11 protein-coding genes and 1 riboswitch are annotated in these 14,245 nt (G+C 61.2%); of the genes, 1 reads left to right on the forward strand and 10 read right to left on the reverse strand.

Annotation, left to right across the window (positions count from 1 at the left end):
* Positions 1-83: 83 nt before the first annotated feature.
* The 5 genes from J2045_RS13360 to J2045_RS13380 form a co-directional block, all read right to left on the reverse strand.
* Positions 84-812 carry a GntR family transcriptional regulator gene (locus J2045_RS13360; protein WP_370873115.1) on the reverse strand — a complete coding sequence of 243 codons (729 nt, stop codon included), beginning with the start codon at positions 810-812 and terminating at the stop codon, positions 84-86.
* Positions 813-922: 110 nt separating this feature from the next.
* Positions 923-1,939 carry an NAD-dependent epimerase/dehydratase family protein gene (locus J2045_RS13365; protein WP_307373488.1) on the reverse strand — a complete coding sequence of 339 codons (1,017 nt, stop codon included), beginning with the start codon at positions 1,937-1,939 and terminating at the stop codon, positions 923-925.
* Between the two features lie 2 nt (positions 1,940-1,941).
* Positions 1,942-3,258 carry a UDP-glucose dehydrogenase family protein gene (locus J2045_RS13370; protein ID WP_307373491.1) on the reverse strand — a complete coding sequence of 439 codons (1,317 nt, stop codon included), beginning with the start codon at positions 3,256-3,258 and terminating at the stop codon, positions 1,942-1,944.
* A gap of 205 nt (positions 3,259-3,463) precedes the next feature.
* Positions 3,464-4,789: an MFS transporter gene (locus tag J2045_RS13375; RefSeq protein ID WP_307373493.1), complete on the reverse strand. Its 1,326-nt coding sequence runs from the start codon at positions 4,787-4,789 to the stop codon at positions 3,464-3,466.
* A 32-nt stretch (positions 4,790-4,821) separates the two neighbouring features.
* Positions 4,822-4,986, reverse strand: a complete 165-nt coding sequence (locus J2045_RS13380) for a DUF2256 domain-containing protein (protein WP_307373494.1) — start codon at positions 4,984-4,986, stop codon at positions 4,822-4,824.
* A 140-nt stretch (positions 4,987-5,126) separates the two neighbouring features.
* On the opposite strand from J2045_RS13380, the gene J2045_RS13385 reads away from it, so the two are divergent.
* Positions 5,127-6,113, forward strand: a complete 987-nt coding sequence (locus J2045_RS13385; RefSeq protein WP_307373496.1) for an aldo/keto reductase — start codon at positions 5,127-5,129, stop codon at positions 6,111-6,113.
* 113 nt (positions 6,114-6,226) lie between these two features.
* On the opposite strand, the gene J2045_RS13390 is transcribed toward J2045_RS13385, so the two are convergent.
* The 5 genes from J2045_RS13390 to lon form a co-directional block, all read right to left on the reverse strand.
* Entirely contained in the window at positions 6,227-7,168 is a 942-nt protein-coding gene (locus J2045_RS13390) for an MBL fold metallo-hydrolase (RefSeq protein ID WP_307373498.1), read from the reverse strand.
* A 396-nt stretch (positions 7,169-7,564) separates the two neighbouring features.
* The gene (locus J2045_RS13395; protein WP_307373501.1) at positions 7,565-9,763 is read right to left on the reverse strand and encodes an esterase-like activity of phytase family protein; all 2,199 of its coding nucleotides are present in this window, start codon (positions 9,761-9,763) and stop codon (positions 7,565-7,567) included.
* 98 nt (positions 9,764-9,861) lie between these two features.
* Complete coding sequence (locus J2045_RS13400) at positions 9,862-10,764, reverse strand: DMT family transporter (RefSeq protein WP_307373503.1); 903 nt, start codon at positions 10,762-10,764, stop codon at positions 9,862-9,864.
* Positions 10,765-10,898: 134 nt separating this feature from the next.
* Positions 10,899-11,054, reverse strand: a riboswitch (FMN riboswitch).
* A 141-nt stretch (positions 11,055-11,195) separates the two neighbouring features.
* Complete coding sequence (gene hupB / locus J2045_RS13405) at positions 11,196-11,489, reverse strand: DNA-binding protein HupB (RefSeq protein WP_503128839.1); 294 nt, start codon at positions 11,487-11,489, stop codon at positions 11,196-11,198.
* 188 nt (positions 11,490-11,677) lie between these two features.
* Positions 11,678-14,095, reverse strand: coding sequence for an endopeptidase La (gene lon / locus J2045_RS13410; protein ID WP_307373507.1), 2,418 nt, complete (start codon positions 14,093-14,095; stop codon positions 11,678-11,680).
* Positions 14,096-14,245 lie beyond the last annotated feature (150 nt).

The following is a 14,245-nucleotide window of genomic DNA, read 5'->3' on the forward strand; positions in this document are numbered from 1 at the left end:
GATGAGGTGAATTCACCGTATACAGTTTGTCGACAAAAGCAAGGGGCGTGTTTCAGGGACTGCTGAAACGGGTGATTTGCGGGTCAGAGGTTGGGGAGTTTGGCGGCGGCAATGTTGCGCGCCACGTAATCCTGGATCTGGCGGACGATCTGGTCGGCATGGGCGATCGAGAGCCTGTCCGCCTCTTCCACATCGCCGGAGCGGATCGCCTCGATGATCTTCTCATGCTCCTCGACATAGCGGCGCGGCAGACGGTCATCGAAGGTCTGGTAGTAGAGGCGCAGGATCCGGCGGCCCTCATCCAGCAGACGGGCGAAGAAGGTTGTGTAGTAGGGATTGCCGGCGCGTTCCGCGATGGCGACATGGAATTCCCTGTTCGCCTCGATCATGGCAAAGGCGTCCTGCGCCTCGACCGCCTGGGCAAAAGCGTCCTGGTGGCGAACGATCTCTGCCATCCATGCCTCGCCGGAGCGCTGGGCAGCACCGCGCGTGGTGACGCGGTACATCAGGCAGAGCGCCTCGAAATATGTCGGCAGGCTGGAAAAATCGATGACGGCGACGATCGTGTTGCGGTTGGGCAGGCTGGTGACCAGGCCTTCGGAGGTCAGCCGGAGCAGCGCTTCGCGAATCGGTGTGCGGGACATGCCGAAATGTTCGGAGAGGCGCGTTTCGTCGAGCGGGCTGCCCGGTGGGCGCTCCATGGTCAGGATTTCGTGGCGCAGCGCCTTGTAGACCGATTCGGTGCCAGAGCCGCGGGCGCGCGGCCCCTCGCCCTTCATGGTCTCGGTGTCTGCGCTGCTTGCCTCGTCCATGCCTGTCGTCCCGCTCTATCGGCAACCGCCGCAGCCTGCCGTTCGGCGCCAGAACAGCGGCGAACGGTCACGAAAGTCAAGGCTGGCATTCACGGGACAGAGTGAGGCCCTTACGCCTGAAGTTCGCGGCGGGCCTCGAGATACCATTCGACGAAGGCCTTCACGCCGTCTTCCAGCTTCGTGGTCGGCGTGTAGCCGGTCAGCGCCTGCAGGAGATCCGGTGCTGCATAAGTGCGCGGTACGTCGCCCTTCTGCATCGGCAGCATGTGGCGGATCGCCGGCTGGCCGAGCGCCTTTTCCACCAATGCGACGAAGTCCATGAGGTTTTCCGGCTGGCCGCCGCCGATATTGACCAGGCGGAACGGCGCCTGGTGGGAGAGAGTTTCGATTCGATTATCGACGACGCGATTCGATTCGTCCGGGATGACATGCGAGATCCGCACGATCGCCTCGACGAGATCGTCGATATAGGTGAAGTCGCGGCTCATATTGCCTTCGCCATAGATCTCGATCGGCTCACCGTTCAGCATCAGATCGACGAACTTGAACAGCGCCATGTCAGGCCGGCCCCAGGGGCCATAGACGGTGAAGAAGCGGAAGGCCGTGGTCGGCGTCTTGTAGAGATGGGCATGGGCATGCGCCATCAGCTCCATCGACTTCTTTGTGGCCGCATAGATGGTCAGCGGCTCGTCTGCCCGATCCGTCTCGCGGAAGGGCACCGTCGGATTGGCGCCGTAGATCGACGACGTAGAGGCCAGCATCAGGTGCTTGACCTTGTGGCGCTCGGCAAGCTCGATGATGTTGTACGAGCCGGTGACGTTGGACGTCAGGTAGGATTGCGGGTTTTCCAGGCTGTAGCGCACGCCCGCCTGGGCCGCGAGATGGATCACCACATCCGGCTTGGCCGTGGCCATGGCCTCTTCAACGGCCGCACGATCCTCCAGCATGGCGATCATGGGCCGGAAGGCCGGATACTGGGCGAGCGCTGCATGGCGCATCTGCTTGAGCTTGACGTTGTAATAGGGTGTCATGCCGTCGAAGCCGGTGACCTCATGGCCGTCCGCAAGCAGGCGGCGAGCAAGGTGGAAGCCGATGAAGCCGGCGGTGCCGGTGATGAAGTAATGCATGCTCAATTCTTTGCCTTGCGCTTGCCGATCGGGAAATGGGCGAAGCCGTATTTCTCCATCTCCTCCGGCTTGTAGATGTTGCGCAGGTCGACGATGACGGGAGCCTTCATCTCCTGCTTCAGGCGGCGGAAGTCGAGTGCGCGGAACTCGTCCCATTCGGTGACGACGACGATTGCCTCGGCACCGGTCGCGATCTCATAAGGGTTCTTGCCATAGGTCACAGGCCCGAGCACGGCTTTGGCCGCCTCCATGCCCTCGGGGTCGAAGACATGGACGTCGGCGCCGCCATCGAGAAGCGCCTGGATGATGGTGATGGCGGGTGCATCGCGCATGTCGTCGGTATTCGGTTTGAAGGTCAGGCCGAGCACGGCGATCTTCTTGCCGCGGACATTGCCGTCACAGGCAGCGATCACCTTGCGGCCCATAGCGCGTTTTCGGTTGTCATTGATCGCGACCGTCGTCTCAATCAGCCGCATCGGGCTGCCGAAGTCCTGCGCCGTCTTGACCAGCGCCAGCGTGTCTTTCGGGAAGCAGGAGCCGCCATAGCCGGGACCGGCATGCAGGAACTTGTCACCAATGCGCTTGTCCATGCCGATGCCCTTGGCGACCTTCTGCACATCCGCACCGATATGTTCGCAGAGATCGGCAATCTCGTTGATGAAGGTGATCTTCATCGCGAGGAAGGCGTTAGCGGCATATTTGATCAATTCGGACGTCCGGCGTTCGCAGAAGTAGAGCGGCGCTTCGTTGAGATAGAGCGGACGGTAGACTTCGCGCATGAGTTCGGTGGCGCGTTCGTCGCCCGTGCCGATGACGATGCGGTCGGGACGCTTGAAGTCGGAGATGGCAGCGCCTTCGCGCAGGAATTCGGGGTTCGAGACGACGGCGATGTCCTTCTCTGGGAATTCCTCACGGAAGATGCGCTCGATCTCGTCACCGGTGCCGACCGGTACGGTGGACTTGGTGACGACCACCGTGAAGCCGGTCACGGCAGCAGCGATCTCGCGGGCGGCGGCGTAGACGTAAGTGAGGTCGGCATGGCCGTCACCACGACGCGAGGGCGTGCCCACCGCGATGAAGACGACGTCGGCATTGGCGACCGGGCCTGCGAGATCGAGCGAAAAACTCAGGCGTCCGGAGGCGCGATTATGCGCGATAATGGCTTCAAGGCCCGGTTCGAAGATCGGCACTTCGCCGCGCTCCAGCGCCTCGACCTTCTCGGTCGACTTGTCGACACAGATCACCTCGTGACCGAAATCCGCCAGACAGGCTCCCGACACCAGGCCGACATAACCCGAACCGATCATCACAATGCGCATTCAACACCTATATCGACCAAATATTGCACCCGAGCCCACGGCTTTGCCGGTTGTGGAGCATAAAACACGACACAGAGATGACAAACCGTGAACGCCAACAGCGTTCTGCGATGAAACTGAACAAAGTAGTCAGTTTGCCGCGCGCCGATAGCTTAAGGTGCCGATCTACCGGCCAGCTACAGATCTGTCAAAGACGCTGGAGCGCTCAGGTCTTGCCTTCAACGCTTGACCGCAGCCTTTGATGGGCCGCCTCATCGAGGGAAAAATTCCACATCAGGGCAATGGCTGCGAGTTTCGGGAGAATGGGCAGGAAGGCATAGAGCGCGGTCAGCGTGGTCAGTGCCTCCGGCGTCTGGGTCGCGGTCTGGTCGCCAATGAAGCCGGCGAGATCGAGGAGCGGGAAGACGATACCTGCGGAAAGGGCGACCGCAAGCTTGGTGATGAAACTCCAGGCAGCGAAATAGAGGCCGGAGCGCTGTTCGCCTGACGAGACCGTATCATTGTCGATGACATCGGCCTGGATCGCCGGGGGCAACGTCAGGTCGAAGCCGAGCAGCAGACCGGTGACGACGCAAACGACGGTGAAGGCGAGAACATCGCCCTCCCCGAGGAAACCCGCGACCGAGAAGACGGCGCAGGCAAGGATCATAGCGAAGCACCAGGCGCGGTGCTTGCCCAGGCGTTTGGCAGTGGCGACAGCCAGGGGGACGCCTGCGATCGCGCAGAGGAAATAGGTGAAGAGCAGCGGGCCCTGCATGGCGGGAGCACCGAGGCGCTGCCCGACGAAATAGATGAAAAGCGATGCGGGGATCGCATTTGCGAAACTGTTCAGCAGGAAGGCGGATGCGAGCCGCAGGAAGGGGCCGTTGGCGCGCAGATGGCGGAAGCCTTCCCGCAGGGAGAGCTTGCGCCGGGAGAAATCCACCGGCTCGGGCACATTCGCCACGGCAAGCACACCGGCAAGAGGAAGGGCGACGGCAATGAAGACGGCGATCCAGGCAAGGCCATGGAAACCGGCAGCCGTGTCCAGCCCGCCGACGAAGGGCAGCGTGATGGCGATCAGCGAGCCGACCAGAGTCGCACCTTCCCGCCAGGCGGAGAGCTTGACGCGGGCCTGATAGCCGGTCGCAAGTTCCGCCCCCCAGGCCGTGTAGGGCAGCAGGGACCAGGTGGCGCCGATGGAAAGCGCCACGCCCCAGAAGGCGAGATAACCGACACCGGCATCCTGAGGCGGCCAGAACAGCATGAAGGCCGCGAGCGCCGTCAGCGGCGTCGAGATGAGAAAGAAGAAGCGGCGACGACCGAAGCGCGAGCGCACCCGATCGGAAAGCCAGCCGAACAGGGGATCGGTAACCGCATCGATCAGGCGGATACCGAGCAGCACGGCCCCGATAGTCGCCAGCGACATGGCGAAATGGTCCGCATAAAAGGTCGGCAGCACGATGTAGAAGGGAAGCGCGATCGCAGCCATGGGGATCGCCGGAAGCGCGTAAAATGCGAGGCGCGCGGAGGCCGGGGCTTGGTCTGTCATGGGTGTCCGATCACTGGTGTGTCTGGAGTGGTCTACGGCTTGTCGGCGCTTCCGGTTTTGCCAGTCCGGCGGCATCGTTCGGAACAGTAGACGACGTTCTCCCAGTCCCGCTCCCATTTCTTGCGCCAGGTGAAGGGCTTGCGGCAGACAGGACAGGTCTTCTGGGGCAGATCGCCCTTGCGGATCATCTTGGGCATGCGAGGTTCTCGGCTGATGTCACCTCCCATTTCGCAGCGATCGGGACAGTGGATCACTTGAAGCGATCAGAGCGGTTGAAGCTTGCCACCCCCTGCCCCACTTGCTAGCTCGAAACTGCAATCACGGGAGAGACATCACGATGCGAGAACATTCCTTCGGCCGGACGGAATTCACCGTCAGCGATATCGGCTTCGGCGCCTGGCAGATCGGCGGATCCTGGGGCGAAGTCTCCGAGGCAGACGGCCGGGCAGCGCTCAACGCGGCCCTCGATGCCGGCATGACCTTCATCGATACCGCTGACGTCTATGGCGACGGTCGGTCGGAAAAGATCATCGCCGAGGTGCTGAAGGCGCGCGGCGGCAAGCGACCGATGGTGGCGTCCAAGGCCGGTCGGAGGCTCAACCCGCATGTGGCGGATGGTTACACCAAGGCGAATATCGAGGCTTTCATCGACCGCTCACTGAAGAACCTCGAAATCGACAGCCTCGATCTCGTGCAGCTGCACTGCCCGCCGACCGAGGTCTACTACCGCCAGGAGATGTTCGAGGGGCTGGAAGAAATCCGCAAGGCTGGCAAGATCAAGCATTACGGCGTGTCGGTCGAAAAGGTTGAGGAAGCGCTGAAGGCGATCGAATATCCGGGCGTCGTCTCGGTGCAGATCATCTTCAACCTGTTCCGCCAGCGCCCGGCTGCCCTCTTCTTCCAGGAAGCCAAGCGCCGCAACGTCGCGGTCATCGCGCGTGTGCCGCTGGCGAGCGGCCTGCTTTCGGGCAAGATCACCGCAGCCACGCAGTTTGCCGCCGAAGACCATCGCAACTTCAACCGCAATGGCGAAGCCTTCGATGTCGGCGAAACCTTTGCCGGCGTGCCCTTCGAGACGGGGCTCGCGGCAGTCGAGGAAGTGCGCAAGCTTGTGCCGGAAGGGGCCTCCATGGCGCAGTTCGCACTCCGCTGGATCCTGATGCACGAGGCCGTCACCGTCGTCATCCCCGGCGCGCGCAATGGCGAGCAGGCCAAGGCAAATGCTGCGGCTTCCGATCTCGCGGCCCTGTCTGCCGATGTCATGGCGGCCTCGCGCGAGGTCTATGAGCGGCTGATCGCACCGCATGTGCATCACCGCTGGTAAGAGGCGGTGCCAAGGAAAACGGGAGAGGCCGGGTGCGCAATCACCCGGCCTCTCCCGTCTGGCATCACAGAGCCGATACAGGATCAGCGCACGGCCTGGGCGCGGCCCTGATCTCAGTAATCACCAAGATCCTGACTGATCAATATTTCACCTTTGAAACTGCCAGCAATCTGTGCTGTCCAGGCTTCGGTTTCAGCAGGTGTAATCGGTCCTCCAGCAACGAGATGGGTTGCCACAACCTTCTTGACACCGGCAGCCGAGGCCATCTCACCGACCTGGGCGGGCGTGATGTGGTGCTCGGATAGATGCTTCAGGACGCCTGGCAGCACTTCCGGAGCAACGATCCGCGCCATCTGCACCTCCATCGAGGGCATGTCGATCAACTCGGCGACAAGAAGATCGGCGCCTTTCGACAACGTCACCACATCATCGGACCAGCCGGTGTCGCCCGTGTAGACGATGGAGCGGTCCGGCGTATCGAAGCGGAACGACAAGGACCCGTGCTTGGGTTCTTCGCTGCCCGCCATATGGCCATAATGCGTATTGGTCACGGTGCTGACCGTGGTATCGCCGATCTTGAAGCTATCGCCACCATCGACTTCGGTGACCTGAACCAGAGTTTCCGGCTTGACGACCGGGGCATCTTCCAGACCGTATCCAGCTTCCATCGAAGGGGCCATGCCGGCGAGCAGGCCATCAACCAACACTCGGGTGCCGGGCGGACCATAGATGTTCAAGGGCTTTGAGGCGTCGGTCTGAAACCGCAGCCCCAGCACCGCCAGAAGCCCGCCGACATGATCAAAGTGCAGGTGACTGATCAGGACGTCATCGACCTGGTTCAGGCGCAAACGCTTGCCGGCAAGACGACCCGCCACGCCATCACCAACATCGACCAGCGTCAGACGACCATTGACCGCCAGCAGATTTGCCGGTTGCGATCGATCCATACGCGCAATCGGCCCTCCATTGCTGCCTAAAATGGTGAAGCTGGTATCGGCCCAGGCCGGCGCAGCGATGAAGGCCGACAGGGCAAAGGCAGTTAGTATCGTTCTCATCTCAGGTCTCCTCCCTTGAATGGATGTATTGCTCCCCAACCCCTTCGCATCGAGCCAGTGCCCCTTCCATCGCAGCGGTGGTGACAAAGGGGCTCAAAGCCTGTCCGGCCATTGGATAGCACTTGGTCCGGATAGATTCATCGACGGTTCCTCCATCGTCGCACTGCGCCCTTTGGGCGGCATCCGGTGCAAGACACATATCTGTGGTGGAACTGTTCAGGAAATTTCTTTGATGAATGCCAATTATTTAACGTGTGAATGTAAGGCGACCTGAGAATGGCGGCGGCGGCCAGACCTATCGCTCTGGATGACCCTTGGCGGCCAAGCTGACCGAACGAAAAAGGCCGGGTGATCGCTCACCCGGCCTCTTCTGTTTCAGGTGGCCTGATCTTTCGATCAGTTGGTGCCCTGCAGGTTCACTTCCCAGAACAGGGTCTCGCCAGAACTATCGTCCACACCGTCGTTATCGGTGACGGCGAAAGCCTTGCCCGAGGCGTCGAAGGCGAAGCCTTCGAGCTTGTCGACGACGTAGCCGTTGGTGGCAGCCTTCAGGTCCGGAATGAAGTCGTGGACTTCTTCCTTGGCAACCGTCGGGAGCGGTTCACCGATCTTGGCGGGCTTCAGGTCGGCGATGGCGACGCGGAAGAGCTTCTTGAGCTTGGCATTGTCACCCACCTGATTGTCGCGCTCGACGATGTAGACGTGGTCACCATGGGCGGTGATTTCCGACAGGCCGACCCAGCCTTCACCGGCCTTCTCAAGCGGGTAGCGTACGGCGCCCCATTCCTTGGACTTGGGGTTGTAGGAGAGCAGCTTGACTGAGCCCTTCTCGTCATCGCCCCATTCGCGCTGAACGGCCATCCAGAGCGTCATGTCGTCGCCCGAGCCGATGGCGGTGATGCCTTCCAGGCCAAAGCGGGTCTGGCCGGCGAGCAGTTCAGCGGGGAAGCCGATCTCGGCCTTGATCTCACCCTTGGCGTCGACGTTGTAGAGACCGTGGCCGACGAGCTTGGCCGGATCGCCTTCCGATGCCAGCCAGAAGCCGCCCTTACCGTCGAGGGTGATGCCCTCGATGTCGAGCTTCTGGGCAGCAGCGCCACCGCGGATGATCGGCAGAGCTGAGGTGATAACGGCAGGCTTCTGCGTTGCGTCGATCGTGAAGATCGACGGCTGCATAGCGTAGAAGCTGTCATTGACGGCATAGAGCGTGCCTGCCTTTTCGGCATCGCCGACGAGACCCGACAGAGCGCCCCAACCGATCGGTGCGCCATCAACCATGGCCGACTGGATCATCGGATAGGCGGGCGTACCTTCAGCCAGTTCGTAGAGCATGACATGCGAACGCGGGCCGCCGTCTTCGCCAAGGTCAACTTCGTTGGCGGTGACAAGCAGGTTGCGGGAAGGGATGGCGACGGCGCCTTCCGGCGAGACGCCCGACGGCAGAAGCTGGGTGAGTTCTGGCTCGGCGCCCGTATCCTTGTAGACCGCGGCGACCGAGGAGCGCTCGGCGAGAACGAAGAAATAATTCTGATCGCCAAAGGTTGCGGCTTCCAGGCCTTCCGGCTCGACGCCCTTGGAGCGGGCGCGCTTGTCGGGGAAGTGGCCGATCTGGGCGATCGCCATTTCGAGCGAAGCGCCGGCTTCGTAAGTAACCTTGCCGGTCTTGTCGAAAATGGTGAAGCCGCGTGAACCGCCGTTCCAGTCGCCTTCATTGGCGATAACAAGACGATCGTCGTCGAGCCACTTCACAGCGTCAGGCTCGCGCGGAACGCCTTCCTTGGTGCCGGTGAACTTCAGCGCGCCATCCGACTTGGTATCGATTCCGGCCAGATCGACCGTACCGGCGGAGAAATGGGCCTTCACCTCACCCATCTTGCCGTCGACGATGGCGATGTGGTTGTTCTCCTGCAGCGTGACGGCAATTTCGCCGAGGCTGTTGATCGCGACGAATTCAGGCTCCGGATCATCAGGGGCGACTTCGGCGAGACCGGTCAGTGCGACGCGCTTCATCGTGCCGCAATCGGCAACGCCGTCCTTCAGCGAGATGATGACGAGGTCGCCGGCCGGCATCTGCGGCAGGGCGCCGTCGTTGACCTCCTCGTCACGCTCGTTCTCAATCGCGATCGCGACGAAAGAGCCGTCCTTGGCGACAGCGACGGAATCGGGCTGGCCACCGATATCGCAGGTCATGTCGATTGCCTTGGAGGCGATGTCAACGACAGCGAGCTTGCCCGAAGGGCTGGTGAAGCTCTCGGACGTGTTCACGCCGACGAGGACCTTAGCTCCGGCAACGGAAACGGATGTCGGCTCGCCGTCCATCATCAGGGCGCCGGCGGCCTTCGGGGCCTTGGCGTCAGTGATGTCGATAAAGCCGATGCCGCCCAGCGGGCTGTCGGAATAGATCAGCGTGTTGCCGTCTTTCGAGGCAGTGATGATTTCGGCCGAGGTGGTCGAGAGCTTTTCCTTATCGGCCGGCAGGTTGGCGGCGACGGGGAAGGTGGCGATACGGTTGAAGACCTGTTCGGCAGCGGCCGGCAGGGCCACTGATGCAAAAAGCGCCGCCGTCAGGGCGACGCGGGAGAGACCATGGGTCATCGGGAAACCTCCAGTATCCAGAAATGGAACAGGAGGTTTTTGGGGCAGTCCGGTGACAGTCGGATGACAGTTGGATGTCGATCCGACGAATCATCCGATCAGGAAGCCGGCGAAGCTTCCTTGCCCGCTTCACGCAGCATCAGGAAGAGCGAAGCACCGAGGATCAGAAGCGCACCCAGCCAGAGATAGCCGCTCGGCGCATAACCGAAGACCAGCCAGCCGGCGAAGACGTTCAGCGGCAACTTGAGATCGTCAAAGGGCTGCACATAGGCTGCATCGGCGGTGTTGTAGGCGAGCGTCAGCAGATATTGGCCAAGGGCTGTCAGGAGACCCGCGCCCAGAAGCAGCCAGAGCGCCAGCCCCTCCGGCACGACGAAGCCACCCGCCACGGCGAGCCCCGCGTTGATCGGCGTCAGCAGCACGAGAAGCCAGACGGTCACCGTTTCCGGCGCCTCGTAGTGGGTGAGGTTCTTCATGATCAGCGACGAGCCGCCCCAGAGCAGAGCGGAGAGCACTGGCAGCAGGGCTGCGAGTGTGAAGCTGTCGGCCCACGGCTGCAGGATGATCATCGCGCCAATGAAGCCCGTCAGCGTCGCCAGCCAGCGGTCACGACCAACGGTCTCGCCGAGAAACAGACGTGCGCCGATGATGATGAAGAAGGGCGACGTCATAACAAGCGCGATGGCCTGCCAGATCGGCACGGTGGCGAGGCCCGTCACCCAGGCCTGCACACCGAAGGCCGCGAGCAACACCCTCAGGATGTGGCGGACGGGATAGGCTGTCTTCATGGCCTTCAAACCGAGGCGGAACAGCAGCGGAAGCGAGAGGACAAGCGCGAAGCCATATTGCCAGAAGGCGGTCGAGGCCGGCGGAAAGCCGAGCGTCATCGAGAGCCACTGGGTGACGACATTGAGCAAGGCAAAGGCGATGCCTGCCAGAACCATGAAACCGGCGCCTAGAACGGCCCGGGAGCGCAAGAGCGAAACGGAGCTCTGATTCATGTCATGTTTCCTTTTCCAAAGGACCAACACAAATCAGGACAGATGAGGACGACGAAAACCGCACCCGGACGGGCACGGCACTGCGCAGCAACGCCCAACAGATCCGCGTGACGCGGATGCAGAGCACAGCCTGACCTCATTCTCTTTCATCCGGACTTTAACCGTCGGCTCCGGAGTTACACCGGATCTGCTGACCCTGCCCTCCCCCTTGAGGAACAACAGGCGCTCGCGGGCTTCAAGGTTTCCCCTTTACCGCCGGTGGGGAGTTTCACCCCGCCCTGAGAACGAATGCCGGACAATCCGGCGCAACAGAAATATGACAGGTCATGCTGCAGCGCAAGACCGGCAAAAAGAAAGCCCGGCACGGGGCCGGGCTCACCAGAGATGTCAGCTGACCATCGGCACAGAAGGGTGGCGACGGTCACGACGGATCAGCTGTTGACAGCGTCCTTCAGGCCCTTGCCGGCCGTGAACTTCGGAACGTTACGAGCCGGGATATCGACTTCAGCGCCGGTGGACGGGTTGCGGCCCTTGGAGGCTTCGCGACGGGCGACGGTGAAGGCGCCGAAGCCAGCGAGACGAATGTCGCCGCCGTTCTTCAGTTCAGCCTGGACCGTTTCAAAAACGGCATCAACGGCAGAGGCTGCGTCAGCCTTGGTGAGGCCAGCCTTCTCGGCGACCGCGGATACGAGTTCGTTCTTGTTCATGTTTCCACCCTTTCTGATTGGTATGAAACGACTCAAATGATTAAGTCGGGCGGAGAATACGAAAGCTTCTGCCCTTCGCAACTCAAAAGCACCCGAAAGCCCCGGAAAACAAGCCTTTTAAGCGGCTTTTCACAAAAAAGGCTGGCAAAAATGCCAGCCTTTTTGTCGGTTTTGGAGCTTTGTGGCTCACTTATGGCAGAATTGCCTCAGTGAGCGACTGTTGCACCGGTTTCGTCGGTTCCATCGACCACGCCGATTGCCGGTGTTTCGACGGTTCCGTCCCATTCAATCGGTTCAGGCACGCGAACCAGAGCATGACGGATCACCTCGCCCATACGGGACACGGGGATGATCTCCATGTTGTTCTTCACGTTGTCCGGGATGTCAGCCAGATCCTTTGCGTTCTCTTCCGGGATCAGAACCTTCTTGATGCCACCACGAAGTGCTGCAAGCAGCTTTTCCTTGAGGCCACCGATCGGCAGGACGCGACCACGCAGGGTCACTTCGCCCGTCATTGCGACATCCTTGGAGACCGGAATGCCGGTCATGATGGAGACGATGGCGGTTGCCATGGCAATACCGGCCGACGGACCATCCTTCGGGGTTGCACCTTCCGGCACGTGGACGTGAATGTCCGACTTGTCGAAGCGCGGAGGCTCGATGCCGAAATCGACGGCGCGCGCACGGACATAGGATGCCGCAGCGGAAATCGATTCCTTCATCACTTCCTTCAGGTTGCCCGTGACCGTCATGCGGCCCTTGCCCGGCATCATGACGCCTTCAATGGTCAGCAGTTCGCCGCCCACTTCCGTCCAGGCCAGACCCGTGACAACGCCCACCTGGTCTTCGCCCTCGGCCTCGCCGTGGCGGAAGCGCGGTACGCCCAGATATTCGTTGATGTTCTCACCGGTCACGGCAACCGAGGTTACCTTGCCCTTGATGATTTCGGTCACGGCCTTACGGGCGAGCTTCATCAGCTCACGCTCGAAGGAACGCACGCCGGCTTCGCGGGTGTACTGCTGGATGATCGCCAGGATCGCCGAGTCAGCCACGGAGAATTCCTCCGGACGAAGGGCGTGTTCCTTGATCGCCTTGGGCAGCAGGTGCCGCTTGGCGATCTCGAGCTTCTCATCCTCGGTGTAACCGGCAATACGGATGATCTCCATACGGTCCATCAGCGGACCCGGGATGTTCAGCGTGTTGGCGGTCGTCACGAACATGACATTCGACAGGTCATATTCCACTTCGAGATAGTGGTCCATGAAGGTCGAGTTCTGTTCCGGATCCAGCACTTCCAGAAGGGCCGAAGACGGATCGCCACGGAAGTCCATGCCCATCTTGTCGATCTCGTCGAGCAGGAAGAGCGGGTTGGACTTCTTGGCCTTCTTCATCGACTGCACGATCTTGCCGGGCATGGAGCCGATATAGGTCCGGCGGTGACCGCGGATCTCGGCTTCGTCACGGACGCCACCGAGGGCCATGCGCACGTATTCGCGACCGGTCGCCTTGGCGATCGACTTGGCGAGCGAGGTCTTGCCGACGCCCGGAGGGCCGACGAGGCAAAGGATCGGGCCCTTCAGCTTCGTCGCACGCGCTTGAACGGCGAGATATTCGACGATGCGTTCCTTGACCTTGTCGAGGCCGAAATGGTCCTCGTCGAGGGTCTTTTCAGCGGCGTTCAGGTCGATCTTGACCTTGGACTTTTTGCCCCAGGGAAGGCCCAGCAGCCAGTCGAGATAATTGCGCACGACGGTGGCTTCCGCCGACATCGGGCTCATGTGGCGCAGCTTCTTCAGCTCGGCATCGGCCTTTTCCTTGGCTTCCTTGGAAAGCTTGGTCTTGGCAATGCGCTCTTCCAGTTCGGCCATCTCGTCACGGCCGTCTTCGCCGTCGCCGAGTTCCTTCTGGATCGCCTTCATCTGTTCGTTGAGGTAATACTCGCGCTGGGTCTTCTCCATCTGGCGCTTGACGCGCGAGCGGATGCGCTTCTCGACCTGGAGCACAGAGATCTCGCCTTCCATGAAGCCGAGCGCCTTTTCAAGGCGCGTCTTCACGCTCACCGTTTCCAGCATTTCCTGCTTTTCGGTGATCTTGATGGAGAGATGCGAGGCGACCGTGTCGGCGAGCTTCGAGTAGTCCTCGATCTGGCTTGCGGCGCCGACGACCTCGGGAGAGATCTTCTTGTTCAGCTTGACGTAGTTTTCGAACTCGGAAACGACTGAACGCGACAGGGCCTCGATCTCGACGGCATCTTCTTCCGGTTCGGCGAGGATACGGGCAGTCGCCTCGTAATAATCTTCACGGGCCGTGTAGCTCTCGACCTTGGCGCGCGCACGTCCTTCGATCAACACCTTGACGGTGCCATCGGGCAGCTTCAGGAGCTGGAGGACATTGGCAACGGTGCCGACTTCGTAGATGGCGTCCGGAGCCGGATCGTCGTCGCTCGCATTGATCTGCGTTGCCAGCATGATCTGCTTGTCGGAACCCATCACCTCTTCGAGAGCGCGAATGGATTTCTCACGACCGACAAACAAGGGAACGATCATGTGCGGGAACACAACGATGTCGCGCAGAGGAAGCACCGGATAGGTGTTCACCTCGTTTGCTGATGACGTATTCGTCATTTCACTTCCTTTCCAACGTCCCGGAAAAACGGGACTTCATGCCGACCCATGAGGCATCAGGCATATTTCTTGCTGCTCCAACAAGTGGAGTGGCGTTCCCGCCAATTCAAGCCTGCTGCTGCGGTCGCTGCCGAAACTGTGACGCCAGCA

The organism is Peteryoungia aggregata LMG 23059 (genome assembly GCF_030814435.1).
GTDB lineage: Bacteria > Pseudomonadota > Alphaproteobacteria > Rhizobiales > Rhizobiaceae > Allorhizobium > Allorhizobium aggregatum.